Genomic DNA, 14,728 nt, shown 5'->3' with positions numbered 1-14,728 from the left:
CCAGCAGCGCCGGGGTCTCCTCGCCGCGCCACGAGAAGTCGGTGTGACCCCGGCCACCACCGGCCGCGGGACCGCGCGCTCGCCCGGCATCCCGGAGCGGATCCCGAACGCCGCCGCGCTACTGTCGGTAATTGCCGATCAAGAGATGACCGGTGGGAGGAAAAGGGCCAATGAGCACGTCCATCATCGTCGGCGGCAGCAACGGGCTGGGCCGGGCCATCGCACAGCACTTCGCGGACCGCGGGGACACCGTCGTCATCACCAGCCGGGACAAGGCGCGCGCCGAGGAGGTCGCCGCGGAGATCGGCGGCGCGACCCGAGGGCTGGGCGCCGACCTCTCCCGACCGGAGACCATCGCCGCCGCCTTCGGCGACGTCACCGAGGTCGACAACCTGGTCATCACCGCCACCAGCCAGACCCCGAACAGCCTCGGCGCGTTCGACCTGGAGGCGGCGATCACCTCGGTGACCATCAAGCTGGTCGGCTACGCCGAGACGGTGCGGGTCCTGCGCGACCGCTTCCGCCCCGGCGCGTCGGTGGTGCTCTTCGGTGGCGTCGCCAAGGACCGCCCGTACCCCGGCTCCACGATGGTCACCACCCACAACGCCGGCCTCACCGGCCTGGTGAAGACCCTCGCCGTCGAGATCGCGCCGTACCGGATCAACGCGCTGCACTCCGGCATCGTCGGTGACAGCCCGAAGTGGCGCGACATGCCCAACCACCCGCACGTCGCCCGCACCCCGATCGGCCGGCTCGTGACGATGGCGGAGATCGTCGACGCGACCGATTTCCTGCTGCGCAACGGCGGCATCAACGCGCAGGAACTCTTCATCGAGGGTGGGGTCCTGGCCGGCTGACCCCGGTCGACACAGCCGTGAGCCGAGCGGCCGCCGGGGATTCCCGGCGGCCGTTCGGCGTATCAGGTGCAGCGGCCGCCGGGGGGCTGCGCCGGAACGCAGCCGGCGGTAGGGTGTCGGTTCATCCCTTGTGGACGTCCGTGCGGGGCCGGTGACCTGACGCCCGGCGGCGCGGGCGAGACCCGGAGGACCGCGCACTACCGACGGAGGGGACCGGCATGGTCGGTACGAGCGACGAGAACGAGGCGAAGCCGGCGACCGCGGCCCGGATCTACGACTACTACCTCGGCGGCACGCACAACTTCCCGGCCGACCGGGAAGCCGCCGAGGCGATGATGCGGGTGCTTCCGTTGGGACCACAGCTGGCCCGGACCAACCGAGCGTTCCTGCGGCGCGCCGTACGTCACCTCGCCGAGTCCGGCGTACGGCAGTTCCTCGACGTCGGCTCCGGCATCCCCACCGTGGGCAACGTCCACGAGATCGTCCAGCAGATCGCGCCGGAGACCCGGGTGGTCTACGTGGACATCGACCCGGTGGCGGTGGCGGAGAGCGAGGAGATCCTCAAGGGCAACGAGCTGGCCGCCGCCGTGCACGGCGACCTCCGCGAGCCGACGAGCATCCTCGCGCACCCGCAGGTCAACGCCCTGCTCGACCTCGATCGGCCGGTCGGTCTGCTGTTGGCGGCCGTGCTGCACTTCGTGCCCGACGACGATGTCGCCTACGGCGCGGTCGACCGGCTGCGCGCGGCGCTCGCGCCGGGAAGCCACCTCGTGATGTCGCACGCGACCACCGACGAGGTACGGCACGACCAGGACGAGCTCGACGTCGCCCACGACATCTACCGGCGGCGCACCACGACCCCGCTCGGTCTGCGTAGCCGGTCGCAGTTCGAGCGCTTCTTCGCCGGGCTGGAACTCGTCGAACCAGGCGTGGTGTGGCTACCGCTGTGGCGGCCCGCCCCGGACGACCCGCAGTACTTCGCCGACGACCCCCGGCGTAGCGCCGGCCTGGGTGCCGTCGGCCGGGTCCCCTAAGGTCTGTTTCATGAGGCTCGCCTGAGCGCCTCGGCCGCTCTCGCGGTCAGGGGCCGAAGGTGAAGACGTATGCGCGGCAACCGGGCTGCTCGGCGACGAGGGTGAGCAGGTGGTCTCCGCGCGCCGCGCCGGCGACGAGCCGGACCATGCCCGGCCGGTCGACGCGCACCACCCCGTCCGCGTCGACGTCGGCGCCACCGCGGTCCGCCACCGGCCGCCCGTCCAGCAGCACCCGCAGCGCGGCCCGGCCGGACGATCCGGGTTCGACGACGAGGTTCACCTCACCGGCGTCGAACGGCAGCGCGATCTCGCCGGCGCCGCGCACGAGTTCGACGTAGTCCCCGCTGCCGCGCCAGTCGCCGGTCAGCTCGAAGGCGCCCGGCAGCCGCCGGTCGACGCCGAGGTACGTCTCCTCGGTCACGCCCGCGTACGAGGGCTGTTCGGTCGCCGCGAAGGTAGCCACCTCCGGGGTGACCGAGGGCAGCTCGACATCGGGGTCCCGGTCCACCAGGAGCTGCCGGAGCACCGCCTCCGTCCGGTCGTACTCGCCCTCCCCGATCCACCGGGCCACGCGCTTGCCGTCCGCGTCGAAGAGGTAGCGGGCCGGCCACGCGATGTTTTCGAGGGCCGACCAGACCGTGAAGTCGTCGTCGAGCGCGATCGGATAGCTGAGCTGGTGGTCCCGGATGCCCCGGTCGATGTTCTCGGCGTGCTTGCCGAATTCGAACTCGGGTGCGTGCAGGCCGATCACGGTGAGGCCCCGGTCGGCGTAGTCGCGGTGCCAGGCCCTGACGTAGGGCGCGGTGCGGATCCAGTTGATGCAGGTGTACTCCCAGATGTCGACGAGGACGACCCGGCCGGCGAGCGCGTCGGGTGTCAGCGGTGGCGAGTTCACCCACCGTCGGACGTCGAGGGGCGGCAGCCGCACGGTCACCGTGATCTCGTCATCCGCCGGCCGTCCCGCCCCGGTACGGAGCCAGGAACGTCGTCAGCGCCGCGAGCAGCTCCTCGGGCGCCTGCTCGGCGAGCCAGTGGCCGGCACCGGGAATGACCACGGTCTGCACGTCGTCGGCGAGAGCCGTCATGGCCTGCCCGGGGCGGTCACCCCAGCTCTGCTCTCCGCCGATTCCGAGCACGGGCATCCCGAGCCGTCGGCTCTTCCGCTGCGCGTTCTGGGCGAGGGTGGCGTCCCAGGCGCGGTAGAGCCCGAAGCTTCCGCGCCGGACGTCGGGGTCGGAGTAGAGGTCGAAGTAGTACCGCAGCGCGTGGTCCGGCAGCGGCTCCCCGCCCTGGATGGCGAACTCGTAGCCGTAGAAGATCTCCTCCCGGCCGCTCACCAGCTGTTCGGTCAGCTCGTCGTCGACCCGGTTGAAGGCGATGTGCCAGACCTTGTTGTTGACCGGTGCGGGAAGGAACAGCGGCGGTCCGGAGGCCACCTCCGGCGGCCCGGGGATCTCGGCGACGACCAGGCGCTCGACCCGGTCCGGGTGGTCCGCCGCCAGCGCGTAGGCGATGATGTAGCCGGTGTCGTGGCCGACGACGGCGAACCGCTGGTGGCCGAGCGCGTCCATCAGCGCGACCAGGTCGTTGGCGAGGGTGGCGCTGTCGTACCCCTCCCGGGGCTTGTCGGTACGCCCGATGCCACGCTGGTCGACCGCTATGACCTCGAAGTCCCGGGCGAGCGCCGGCATCACCAGCCGCCAGGCGTACCAACTCTCCGGCCAGCCGTGCACCAGCAGCAGCGGCGGCCCCGCACCACCGACGACCACGTGCTGACGCACTCCACCGGCCTCCACGTAGTGGCTGGCGAAGGTGTCGGTGAAGCCCGCCGGGAGCTGCGGGGCCTGCGAGACGGTGCCGGGACCCTCCGCGACGGGGTACCGCGCCGAAGACGAGCTCACGACGATCTCCTTTCGCCTCGCGACCCGGTGCGCGACGAAGGCGCCGGCCCCTCACGCCGCAGGCCACCGAGGGTCATGGCAGGGTCAGCCTAACCAGGGCGCGGGCGCGGGCGAGCCGATATGCGGCTTTCCGGCGTCGGCGCGGAGACGGCCGATCCGGTGTGGTGTCGGGGCCGACCCGACACCACACCGGACCAGGTGTCACCGCCGCGAGCCGCTCACGTGAACTTCGGCGGCGGCGCGGGTTGCGCTAGTCGAGCGGGGGAAGGTTCGACGGAGGCAGGTCCGGCCCGAGGTCCGGAGCGGTCTCGGTCGAGACGATCCGCCGGGGCGGCCACTTGACCCCGCGCGGGGGCCAGGACTGTCCGGTCCGCTGCAGGAACCACTTCGGCGGCTCGTAGAGCGGGAGCTGATAGTCGTTCGGCAGCATGCTCTTCCACTTGATCTTGGAAGTGCGTCGGTCGAACTCCTCCTTCATCTCGGCCAGGATGGTCGGCTGGGTCAGCAGGTCGACGGTGGTGGCCGCGAGGTACTTCGCGGCGGCCAGCATGGAGACGTGCCCCGGGTTCGCTGCCGCGGTGGCGGTGTGGTGCCACGAGTGGTTCTTCGTACCGCCGGGCTGGTGCGCGGTGCCCATGGAGATGGTGGGCACCTGCCAGCTGATGTCGGCGACATCGGTCGAGCCGCCACCCATGAAGACCGGCGACGGAGGTCGAAGCTCACTGATCGTGCCCGAGAAGCCGGTCTCCGCCGAACCGTTCGACCGCTGCAGCGCCTTACCGAAGCGCTGGTCGGCCTCGGAGAACGTCGGCGGGCCGACCTGCGTCATGTTGGCGTACATCAGCTCGGCGCCGCGCTTGTTGCCGAGCTTGTTCCACACGCCGCCCATGATGCGGTGCTCCATCCGGGTGCCGGTCGCCAGGGCGGCTGCCTCCGCACACTTGACGATCTTGTCCATCAGGACCTTCGAGCGGGCCGGACTGCCCTCACGCGCGTAGTACCAGATGCTCGACAGCGTCGGGAAGACGTTCGGCGCCTGACCCGTCTGCCGGATCGCATGGTGCATACGGGCGGTGTGCGCCATGTCGCTCTCGCGGAGGAACTCGGTGAGCATCGCCATCGCCGTGACCGCGTCCTGGGTGGACCTGGTCTCCAGCGGGGAGCCGCCGTGACCGTCAGTGCCGAGGAAGTGGAAGGCGACGCTGTACATCGCGTTGCCCGAGCTCCAACTGGTGCTGTTGTTGGTGGCCGGGTGCCAGTCGACGAAGGCGTCCAGCCCCCGGTAGACCCCCGCCTTCACCGCGACCGACTTACCGACGAGCTGCTCCTCCGCCGTGGAGCCGAAGAACTTGATGGTGCCGTCGAGGTTGCGTGCCTTCATGGCCGCCGCCGTCGCCGCCGCGGCGCCGGCAGCCGCGGCACCCAGCGCGCAGTGCCCGCAGCCGTGGCCGAAGCCGTACGTGGGGGCGTACGGGTCATGGTGGTAGACCAGCGGGTTGTGCTTCGGGTTCCCCTTCTCCTGCGACAACCCGGGCAGCGCGTCGTACTCGCCGCTGAAGCCGATCACCGGCTTGCCGGTGCCGTGGCTGAACGTGGCCACGAACGCGGTGGGCATGCCGCCCGCACCCCACTCGATCGTGAACCCGTTGGCCGCCAGGAACTGCGCCTCCGCCCAGGAGGAGTTCCACTCCGCCAGCGAGGGTTCCGCGTACTCCCAGATCCGGTCGTTCAGACCGGCGATCCGCTCCGACTGGCGGTCGATCCACGAGATCGCGGCATCCTTGGCCTGCGAGTCGACGGCGAGGTTCGTCGGCGGCTCGTAGTTGACGAGATCGGACGGCATCGTCTTCGGGTCGAGCGCGAGGTCCGACGCGGCCGCCAGGGCCGGGTCCGCCGCCAGCGCGGGGGCGATCGCCAACCCGGCGCCGGCCATGCCGAGCAGCCCCAGCAGGTCCCGACGGCTGTAACCCGACGGATCGAGATGATCGGTTTCGCACATGGTGCAACGCTCCTCGATTGAGAGCTGATCAACCGGCCACGCTGACGGGTCATCGACAAGCCCAGGGACGATCGGCGACCCGGAGTCACGGAGTCGCGTCGGGAGGAAGGGCTGGAGGGGGGATCGGAGGCATGACGATGAGCCGGCTGACCATTGGACGCGGCGGGCGCCCTCCGTCCCCACTGTCTGTGTACCTGAGAGTGTCCCCGGCTCTCGCCGGCTTCCCCCTTCGGTGAGCGGCGCATGCCGCTGCTCTCCAGTGGCGCCTCGGAACTGCAGTACTTGGGCCTGTGAGTTTCCGGGGAGGTTGCTCCTTCGGCGCCCCCCTTGGCCAGGGGGAGGACTCTCCTGCAGCTCCTCAAACGGCTTATTTGATCCAACGCAGAAGGCGGCCGAATGTCAACCCTCGTCCCATGGTTGCTCAGTCAAGGATTCGGCTGCCTTCGATGTCGACACGACGAAATCAGGTCGATGAAACCGCTCAGCGGATCGGCTCCGGACTATGCGGCAGCGTCGCGCCGACCCCGCCACGCATCCGTACGGGTCACGCCGAACAGGATGCCGGCGTTGACGATCACGACGAAGATCGGGGCCAGCAGCTTCAGCGCCGGCATCACCGCGATCATCAGCACCAGCCAGCCGATCCGGGATCGGGAGAGCCGGTCGAGGAGCTCGTACTCGAAGATCACCCGTCCGAGCAGGAACAGGAACGAGCCGCCGACCACGAGCGCGACCAGACCGCTGTGCGTGCTTCCGAACGGCTCGGCGAGGGCGAGGTCCACTCCGGCGGTCGTCGCGATCACCCCGGCCACCAGAACGACGTAGACGTACGGCGCGAGGCGCACCGCGCGACGCGGGTGCCGGCGCACCGATCTCTCGACGAGGAGTTCGGTCCGGAACACGTAGATCTGCCACAGCAGCAGCGCCGCGGCGATAGCCGCCAGGAAGATGACGACCCGCGCGGTGGCGAAGCCCAGAATGCTGAGTTTCAGCGTGGAGGCCAGCACCAGGTCGCCGATCACCAGCGTGGAGGCCAGCACCAGGTCGCCGATCACCAGAATGGCGATCTGCTGGTATCGCTCGCCGAAATGCGGGGTCAACCGGTCGTACTGTTCGAGTGGAACCCGGCCCAGCCCGGGCGTCGGAAAGCGCAGCGCGGCGACGATGTATTCGATTGCGAGGGCGGCAGCCCATAACGCTCGACGCAATTCCGGATCGGTGAGCGCGCCGGCCAGCCAGAGCAGCCCGGAGAAGGCGAACCAGAACAGGAACAGCTTCACCCGGAGCTGCGCGAAGTGCCCGCGCAACGCCCGCACCAGCATGAGCCCGCGGGCCAGGTGGATGCCGACGTACGCGCCGGCGAAGAGGAGACCATGCTCGGCGAAGGCGCTCGGAATGGCCGCCGCCATGAGGCCCACCCCGAGCATGCCGGTGGCGAGAACCCGTTGGATGACCCGCTCGCGGGGATCGAAGAAGTCGGTCGCGATCGCGATGACCGACCACGTCCACCAGGCGGCCAGCAGCAGGATTACCGTATTCGCCAGCCCACGCCAGGAGAGGTCCCGGGCCAACTGCATCGACAACTGCGCGAACGTGGCGATGTAGAAGACGTCGAGGAGCAGTTCCAGGAGCGTCGATCGACTCGAGGACCGGGGATCCCGGATCAGCCCCGACGGTCTCGCCCCGGTCATCGATCAGCCATTCCTGCCCTCGTCGCGGCCATTCGCGGCCGAACCGCTCCCTGCGGCCGAGGAAGCGGTGGCGCCCTTCAGGCTAGGCCCTCCCCCACGGCCGCACGTCCGGAAAGTCCGAACCTCCGCCCACCCCCGAGGTCCGCTGCTGCCGGACCTCCACCCGCAGCCGCCGGCCCCGCCGACGCCCTCGCACCGCCGACGGACGGGCCGCCGGGTGGCCGGTCGGCTAGCCCGCGGCGGCACCCGGGAGACGTTCCGCGAAGGCGCGGTACACCGGGGTGCCGGCCAGACCGTCGCGGATGGCGAAGACCACGAGGTCGAACCGGCCCACCGCCCGCAGCGCCTCGGCGAACGCGCCGGCGACCGTGGCCGGGTCGTTGCGGAACACCCCGCACCCCCACGCGCCCAACACGATCCTCCGGTGTCCGTGCGCGGCGGCCACCTCCAGCACCCGCCGGGCCCGCCGGGCCAGCACCGCCGGCACGTCGGAGGCGTGCTCGGGCTGGTTGCGGACGATCGCGCCGAGGTTCGGGGCCGCGGCGGTCAGGAACGACGTGCCGTACGGCTCGTCGAGCAGCACACCCTTGTCGTCGCGGAACACCGGCACGCCCGGCGAGTAGATCACCCGGTCGCTGTAGCGCAGATCCCGCTGGGCCCGGTGGAAGGCGTAGAAATCCGGCGCGGCGAGCAGGCACGGGTACAGCGCCGACGAGCGGGCGATGCTCTCCTCCTGCGCCTTCGCCCCGCCGAGGAACCCACCGCCCGGGTTCTTCGCCGAGGCGAACACCAGGGCTGCCGCGCCGGACCCGAGTCGCCGGGCGGCCTGCAACGTCGTCTCGTACGTCACCTCGACGACACCGGCGCCCACCGCTGCGCTCGGCGGGACGAGCACATCGTCCGGGAGATGGTGCCGGGTGCCGGCGATGGCGGCGGGTACCGCCTCGCCGAGGTCGACCTCCACGCCGGAGCCCGAGCGGTACCGCCCCGACTCGACGATCGCCACCGAATGCCGGGCGATCTCACGGAGACGACTGCTCACTGGTGCGCCCGCCGCAGGGCGAGGGTGGAGGTCTGCACAGCCAGCAGGCTAGGCAGGCGATCCCCCACCGGCAACCGGTATTCCGTCCACCCCGGACCCCGTCGAGCAGCCGCGACGGTTCACCGGCGAGGCGCCCCCGCCGTCATCGGGACCGCTCGGTGGCGCGGGAGCGCCAGAGCAGCCACACGAAGTAGGGCGTACCAATCATGGCGATGACCAGGCCGGCGGGGATCTGCGCGGGCGCGATGACGGTACGGCCGAGTGTGTCGGCGACGCTGACCAGCAACGCGCCGAGCAGTGCCGCGACCGGCAGGACCCGTGCGTGCCGGCCACCGACGAGCGCCCGGGCGAGGTGCGGCGCCACCAGTCCAACGAATCCGATCACGCCGACGGCGGAGACCGCTGTCGAGGTGAGCAGCGCCGCCGCCCCGAGGGCGAGTAGCCGGGTTCGTTCCAGCCGGACGCCGAGCACCCGGGGGGTGTCGTCGTCGAGGGCGAGCAGATCGAATTCCCGCCGAGCCGCGACCACGGCCGGGGTGAGGACCAGCAGGGCGATCGCCACCGGCAGCACCTGGGTGGCGGTGCGTCCGTAGGTGGAGCCGGAGAGCCAGGTGAGGGCCTTGCCGGTGTTCCACGGATCGTAGGAGACGATCAGGAAGGTGATCAGGGCCAAGCCGCCCTGCCAGGCCCCGAAGCCGATCAGGACCAGCCGGTCCGAGCTGAGCCCGCCCCGCCAGGCGAGCCCGTAGACGAGGGCGAAGGCGAGGAGGGCGCCGAGCCCGGCGACGCCGGAGACGGCCCAGACGCCGGCCAGCGGCACGAAGGTCAGCAGCGAGACCGCACCCAGGCCCGCACCGGCGGTGATGCCGAGGATGCCCGGTTCGGCCAGCGGATTGCGGCAGACCGCCTGCACGGTGGTGCCGGCGACCGCGAGGGCCGCACCGGAGAGCAACGCCGCCGCGACCCGCGGCCACCGCTGGTCCAGCACGAAGGTGTACGCGGGCCCGGTGTTCCCGTTCAGCCAGTTGACGATGTCGCCGAGCAGCACCCAGGTGTCCCCGGCGAGCATGCCGACCAGCACCGCCCCGACGGTGAGCAGCGCGGCCACGGCGACCACCGAGCGGTGGAAGGTCGAGCTGCGGACGGCCGCGTGGCCGCCGGGTGGGCGGCGGGTCGGGCCGGCGTCGCGGTGCCGTCGGGCGAGCCAGATCAGGACGGCCGCTCCGAAGAGGGTGGTGACGACCCCGGTGGGGATGTCGACGCCGGCCTGCCCGCCCATCACGGCCCGCAGCAGGATGTCGGAGCCGAGCACGATGAGCACCCCGGTGATGCCGGAGAGCGGCAGCAGGATCCGGTGCCGGTGCACGCCGGGCACCACCCGGCCGAGCAGGCGGACGATCACCGGCGCGCAGAGGCCGACGAAGGCGACCGGGCCGGTCAGGGTCACCGCGGCGGCGGAGAGCAGGACGGCGAGCAGGGTCACCAGCACCCGGGTGCGCCGCACGTCGAGACCGAGGACGGTGGCCGTGTCGTCGCCGAGGCCGAGAATGTCCAGCCGGTGCCCGAGCAGCATCAGCGCCACGACGGCGAGGCCGATCACCGGCGCGAGTTCGCGGACCGCGACCAGGTCGCTCTGCACCAGGGAGCCGTTGCCCCAGGCGAAGAGGCCGATGGTGGCCTGTTCGAAGAGGAGCAGCAGCAGGGTGGTCACCGAGCTGAGCGCCATGGCGGTGGCCGAGCCGGCGAGCACGAGCCGGGTGGTGCCGGTCTGTCCACCGGCGGACATGGCCAGCACGAGCGCCGCCGCGGCGATGCCGCCACCGAAGGCGAGGGCGCCAGCCGGCAGCGCGGGCAGCGCGATCCCGAACGCGGCCACGGCGACGATGGCGAGGTGGGCGCCGGCGTTGACGGCGAGGGTGTCCGGCGAGGCGAGCGGGTTGCGGGCGACCGACTGGAAGGCGGCGCCGGCGAAGCCGAGCGCGACGCCGATGGTGAGGCCGGCGAGCAACCGGGGCAGCCGGGAGGCGATCAGCACGCGGGCCGCCTCGTCGTCGCCGCCGGTGGCCAGCCGAAGCAGGTCGAGGGCGCCGACGGCGGAGGTGCCCTGGGTGAGGTGGACCGCCGCGACGACGAGCGTGAGCAGGATCGCGGCGACGAAGAGCCCGACGAGGCGGGGCTTGGCGAGGGGCCCGGCCGGAGCCGGCGCGAGGGCCGGCTCCGGGCGCGGGGGCGCGGTCAGGGTGTTCACACCGCGTAGGTCTTGACGAACTGGTCGATGTACTGCTTACCGGAGAGCGGCCCACCGAAGGTCCAGATGCCGTCGGGCATCCGGTGCAGGTGCTTCTGCTGGACGAAGGGCAGCGACTTCCAGATGGCGTTGCCGGCGAGGCCGTCGGCGAAGACGTCGACGCCGTCGGAGGCGTTGTAGAAGAAGTGCAGGTTCGGGTCCTTGAGGACGGTCAGCCCCTCGACGTCGGTCTGGCCCAGGCCCCACGCCTCGTCGGTCTTGCCGGTCCAGGCGTTCGTCAGGCCGAGCTGGATGCCGAGCTGGGAGACGAGCGCGCCCTGGCCGAACATCCGGATGCTCACCGTGCTCCCCTCCTTCCAGCCGTCGGCGATGGCGAACGGGCGGCCGGCGGCGCCGGCGTCGGCGATCTTCTTCTTGCCGTCGGCGAGGGCGGCGTCGAAGTCGCCGAGCAGCTTCTCGGCCTCGGTGGTCTTGCCGACCGCCTTGGCGATCATGCCGAGGTCCGTACGCATCCGGCCGAGGTTGTCCTTGGCGTCGCTGCCCTTGGCGACCAGCACGGGGACGTACTTCTCGATCTGGTTGACCAGCGCACCGCCCCGGTCGTCCTCCATCACCACGAGGTCGGGCTGCAGGGCCACGATGGAGTCCACGCTGGGCTCCCCGCGGGTACCGACGTCCTTGACCCCCGGGTCGAGCTTGGCGGCGGTCACCCAGGTGCCGTAGCCCTTGGGGTCCGCCACGCCCACGGGCATGACGCCGAGGCTGACGAGCATCTCGACCTCACCCCACTCGAGCCCCACCACCTTGGTCGCCGGCGCCTTCAGGGTGATCTCCTTGCCGCGGCTGTCGGTGACGGTCACCGGGCCGGTCGCGGCGGCGGAGGCCGAGCTCTCGGGCGTGGTGTTCTTCTCGGTGGTGCCGCAGGCGCTCAACAGCAGCGCGGCCGCCGCGGCGACGATCGCGGTAACGCGGATACGGTTCATCGGAGTCTTTCTCGTGGGTGTGTGACGTGCTCGGATTTCAGACCGGGATTCGGGTCAGGTGCCGACCCACGGGACGGGTGGTCACCAGCCCGTTGACCGGGTCGGCGGAGACCTCGATACGGATGCCGTACGTCTCGGTGAGGGCCTGCTCGGTGAAGACCTCACCGGGTGTTCCGGTGGCCCGGACTCGGCCGTCGTGCAGCAGCACCACCTCGTCGGCCACGGCGGCGGCGTGATTGAGGTCGTGCAGCACCACGCCGACGGCGACGTCGTGGTCGTCGGCGAGGTCCCGGATCAGGTCGAGGATCTCCACCTGGTAGCGCAGATCGAGGAAGGTGGTGGGCTCGTCGAGCAGGAGCACCGGCGTGTCCTGCGCCAGGCAGGTCGCCAGCCAGACCCGTTGCAGCTCGCCGCCCGAGAGTTCGTCCACCGGACGGTCGGCCATCGCGGCCACGCCGGTGACCGTCATGGCGCGGCTGATGGCCGCGGGGCCCTGCGGGTCCTCGCCGCGCCACCGCCCCCGGTACGGGTGGCGACCGTAGCCGACCACGTCGTGGACGGTGACCCCGCTGGGCACCGGCCGGCTCTGCGCGAGCAGGGTGACCCGGCGGGCGAACTCCTTGGCCGGCAGGCCGGCCGCGGTGGCGCCGCCGGCGAGGTGCACCGTGCCGGCGGCGATCGGGTGCAGCCGAGCCAGGGAGCGCAGCAGGGTGGATTTGCCGCTGCCGTTCGGGCCCACCAGAGCGGTCACCGCGCCGGCGCGGAGAGTGATCGCCGCATCATGCACCACGGTCACCCCGTGGTAGCCCAACCGGAGGTCGCTCCCCCGCAAGCTCTGCTCGCCGCCGGTGAACGGCGTCCGCTCTGACATGAGGTTAGGCTAACCTAATCGAGTGTTCCGCTGTCAAGGTGGGGCCCGGTCACGCCCGCACGGCGTACCCGGCGCAGATCCACCGCGCCCGGCGCGCGGCTACCCGGTGCCGCGCACGGATTCCTCGCCGCGCCGGATCGCGTTCCGTACCTCGCGGTTCGCGGAGCTGGGGTCGCAGCCGGCGGCGCGAAGCAGGTCGCTCGCGGCGGTACGCAGCTGGCTCACCACGGCGTCGCCGAAGTCCGCCAGCCCCAGCGCCTGGGCTCGGCCGGCCCGCTGCACGGCGTCCCGAACCCGCTGGTGGGTTCGCTCGACGGGACGCCCCGCCCGGTGCTCACTGCGCAGGAGTTCGACCGCGTCGGCGAGGTCGCCGACGCCGGCGGGCAGGTCGGGAGGAATCCGCTCGTCGTACTGCAGCGCCATCGCCGACCGGCGGGCCAGCCCTCGACTGTGCTCGATGACCCGCTCCAGGTACACGGTGGCGCGGGCGAACCGCTCCACGTCCCGACGGCGTCGCCAACGGGCCGGCGCGAGGCTGACCACCTCCTCGGCGCCGCTGAGCGCCTGGTGCATCCGGTCGAGGTCCGGCCCCATGCCGCGCAGCCGGTCCAGCACGCGGACCGCCCGTTGCTGGTCGCGGGTCGCCAGGGCGGCGGCGATCTCCCGCAGTTGATCGGCCAGGCACCGGTAGACGGGGGCCGCGTCGCGGTCGAGGATCCGCATCGGATTGATCGGAAGCAGCAGCGCGACCACCACGAGGCCCACTGCGCCGCCGACCGCCGCCTCGACGATGCGCGGCCACTCCAGATCCTTCTGGGCCGGAGCCAGGGTCGCGAGCAGCACCGCCGTGCCCCCGGCCTGCCCCACGGCCGCCCCGCCGCGCCCGAAGAGCAGGAGCGTGGCCAGGATGGCGCAGCCGACGATGAACCCGGTCTGCCAGAACCCGGTACCGAGGAACGTCAGCAGGAAGTCGGTGGTGGCGATGCCGAGTCCGACCCCGAGGAGCAGTTCGGCGGTGCGGCGGGCGCGCTGGCCGAGCGCGGCGACGATCGTGCCCACCGCGGCGGAGGGCGCGAAGACGGGCGACGGGTTACCCAGCAGGTCGTGCCCGATCGACCAGGCGAGCGCCGCGGCGAGTCCCGCCTGGAGGGAGATGACCACGGCGACTTCGAGCTGGTGCAGCCGCACCCGACCGGCCCGGCGGCTTCGGCCCCGGGCTCCGACCACGGCGGCCCGGACGCGCTCGGTCACCCGGTCGCGGCGTGACCGGTCGGCGGCCGGTTCCCGCTCGTCAGCATCCACCGGGCACTCGTACCACGACGACGTCCGAGAAACCGGGCAACCGCGCGGGCCGACCGCGATGGAGGACGGCCCACGGGCGACCCCGGCATCGGGGGGAGCACCGCCGCGCCGGAGCGGCCGATCCGTTGCGCGGCGGCTCAGCCGACCGGCAGCAGCGCGCCGGTGACCTGGGCGGTGAGCCAGCGCGCCGCCCGCTCCAACGACCAGCCGCGGTCCCGCACGAGCGTGGGCCAGGCCGCCTGCCCCAGGTAGAACCAGAGGAGGTCGAGCGCGTCGTCACTACTCAGGCCGGGGCGCAGCGCGCCGAGGCCGACGAGCCGGTCGGCCACCGCGCCGAAGGCCTCCTGGTACGCGCGCAGGATCCGGTCGTACACCTCGGCGGCGGCCGGCTCCGACTGGCTCTGCGGGAAGAGCTCGACGATGACGTCCCAGTGACGTTCGTGGGTCCGCCGCACGCCCTCTCCCAGCAGCGTGAGGATCTCGATGGCGTCCGCACTCCCGCCGATGGCGGCCAACGTCTCGGCGACCGCGGGATCGCGGGTGATCGGCTCGATCAGCGCCGCCAGGATGTCGGCCTTCCCACCGGCGCTGGAGTAGACGGTGGGTACGGCGACCCCGGCGGCCCGGGCGATCTGCGGCACCGTGGTTCCCGCGTACCCCTGGCTCAGGAAGAGCTCGCGCCCGGCGGCCAGGATCATCGCCCTGGTCGCCGCCGCGGCGTCGGCGCGCCGCGGCGAGTGATATCTGCCCACCCCCACGGACCGGATCGTATCGGGACACCGGCCGCCAGGAGCCGGCGC

12 protein-coding genes and 1 riboswitch are annotated in these 14,728 nt (G+C 71.9%); of the genes, 2 read left to right on the top strand and 10 right to left on the bottom strand.

The window, feature by feature from the left end; translation table 11 throughout:
* Positions 1–170: 170 nt before the first annotated feature.
* Complete coding sequence (locus D7044_RS10565; protein ID WP_120674659.1) at positions 171–857, top strand: SDR family NAD(P)-dependent oxidoreductase; 687 nt, start codon at positions 171–173, stop codon at positions 855–857.
* A gap of 218 nt (positions 858–1,075) precedes the next feature.
* The gene (locus D7044_RS10560) at positions 1,076–1,891 is read left to right on the top strand and encodes an SAM-dependent methyltransferase (protein ID WP_120688709.1); all 816 of its coding nucleotides are present in this window, start codon (positions 1,076–1,078) and stop codon (positions 1,889–1,891) included.
* Between the two features lie 46 nt (positions 1,892–1,937).
* Here the strand turns inward: D7044_RS10560 and D7044_RS10555 are convergent, their stop codons facing one another.
* The 10 genes from D7044_RS10555 to D7044_RS10510 all read right to left on the bottom strand — a co-directional run bounded on the left by D7044_RS10555 (position 1,938) and on the right by D7044_RS10510 (position 14,686).
* Positions 1,938–2,825 (bottom strand): thioredoxin family protein, encoded by an 888-nt coding sequence (locus D7044_RS10555; RefSeq protein WP_233564936.1) that lies wholly within the window; start codon positions 2,823–2,825, stop codon positions 1,938–1,940.
* A gap of 10 nt (positions 2,826–2,835) precedes the next feature.
* A complete protein-coding gene (locus D7044_RS10550) occupies positions 2,836–3,792 on the bottom strand; it encodes an alpha/beta fold hydrolase (RefSeq protein ID WP_120688707.1) in 957 nt (318 codons plus the stop codon).
* 250 nt (positions 3,793–4,042) lie between these two features.
* Positions 4,043–5,791, bottom strand: coding sequence for an amidohydrolase (locus D7044_RS10545; protein WP_120674651.1), 1,749 nt, complete (start codon positions 5,789–5,791; stop codon positions 4,043–4,045).
* 266 nt (positions 5,792–6,057) lie between these two features.
* A riboswitch (glycine riboswitch) is annotated at positions 6,058–6,152 on the bottom strand.
* Positions 6,153–6,291: 139 nt separating this feature from the next.
* Positions 6,292–7,482, bottom strand: coding sequence for a low temperature requirement protein A (locus D7044_RS10540; protein WP_120688706.1), 1,191 nt, complete (start codon positions 7,480–7,482; stop codon positions 6,292–6,294).
* A gap of 229 nt (positions 7,483–7,711) precedes the next feature.
* Positions 7,712–8,524 (bottom strand): TIGR02452 family protein, encoded by an 813-nt coding sequence (locus D7044_RS10535; protein WP_120674647.1) that lies wholly within the window; start codon positions 8,522–8,524, stop codon positions 7,712–7,714.
* A gap of 142 nt (positions 8,525–8,666) precedes the next feature.
* Positions 8,667–10,772, bottom strand: coding sequence for an iron ABC transporter permease (locus D7044_RS10530; RefSeq protein WP_233564935.1), 2,106 nt, complete (start codon positions 10,770–10,772; stop codon positions 8,667–8,669).
* Complete coding sequence (locus tag D7044_RS10525) at positions 10,769–11,755, bottom strand: ABC transporter substrate-binding protein (RefSeq protein ID WP_120674645.1); 987 nt, start codon at positions 11,753–11,755, stop codon at positions 10,769–10,771. Before D7044_RS10525 ends, D7044_RS10530 begins: the two co-directional genes overlap by 4 nt.
* Positions 11,756–11,792: 37 nt before the next feature.
* Positions 11,793–12,626, bottom strand: a complete 834-nt coding sequence (locus tag D7044_RS10520) for an ABC transporter ATP-binding protein (protein ID WP_120688705.1) — start codon at positions 12,624–12,626, stop codon at positions 11,793–11,795.
* Positions 12,627–12,725: 99 nt separating this feature from the next.
* Complete coding sequence (locus D7044_RS10515) at positions 12,726–13,928, bottom strand: FUSC family protein (protein WP_233564934.1); 1,203 nt, start codon at positions 13,926–13,928, stop codon at positions 12,726–12,728.
* A gap of 137 nt (positions 13,929–14,065) precedes the next feature.
* Positions 14,066–14,686: a TetR/AcrR family transcriptional regulator gene (locus D7044_RS10510; RefSeq protein ID WP_120688704.1), complete on the bottom strand. Its 621-nt coding sequence runs from the start codon at positions 14,684–14,686 to the stop codon at positions 14,066–14,068.
* Between the last annotated feature and the right edge of the window lie 42 nt (positions 14,687–14,728).

Source organism: Micromonospora musae, assembly GCF_003626635.1.
In the GTDB taxonomy this organism is placed as follows: Bacteria; Actinomycetota; Actinomycetes; order Mycobacteriales; family Micromonosporaceae; genus Micromonospora; species Micromonospora musae.
This window is presented reverse-complemented; position numbering and strand designations above follow the sequence as displayed.

Excerpts from the sequence above, each read along its gene's own strand:
- D7044_RS10565 (WP_120674659.1), top strand. The coding sequence starts at position 171 with ATGAGCACGTCCATCATCGTCGGCGGCAGCAACGGGCTGGGCCGGGCC.
- D7044_RS10560 (WP_120688709.1), top strand. The coding sequence starts at position 1,076 with ATGGTCGGTACGAGCGACGAGAACGAGGCGAAGCCGGCGACCGCGGCC.
- D7044_RS10545 (WP_120674651.1), bottom strand. The coding sequence starts at position 5,791 with ATGTGCGAAACCGATCATCTCGATCCGTCGGGTTACAGCCGTCGGGAC.
- D7044_RS10540 (WP_120688706.1), bottom strand. The coding sequence starts at position 7,482 with ATGACCGGGGCGAGACCGTCGGGGCTGATCCGGGATCCCCGGTCCTCG.
- D7044_RS10525 (WP_120674645.1), bottom strand. The coding sequence starts at position 11,755 with ATGAACCGTATCCGCGTTACCGCGATCGTCGCCGCGGCGGCCGCGCTG.
- D7044_RS10520 (WP_120688705.1), bottom strand. The coding sequence starts at position 12,626 with ATGTCAGAGCGGACGCCGTTCACCGGCGGCGAGCAGAGCTTGCGGGGG.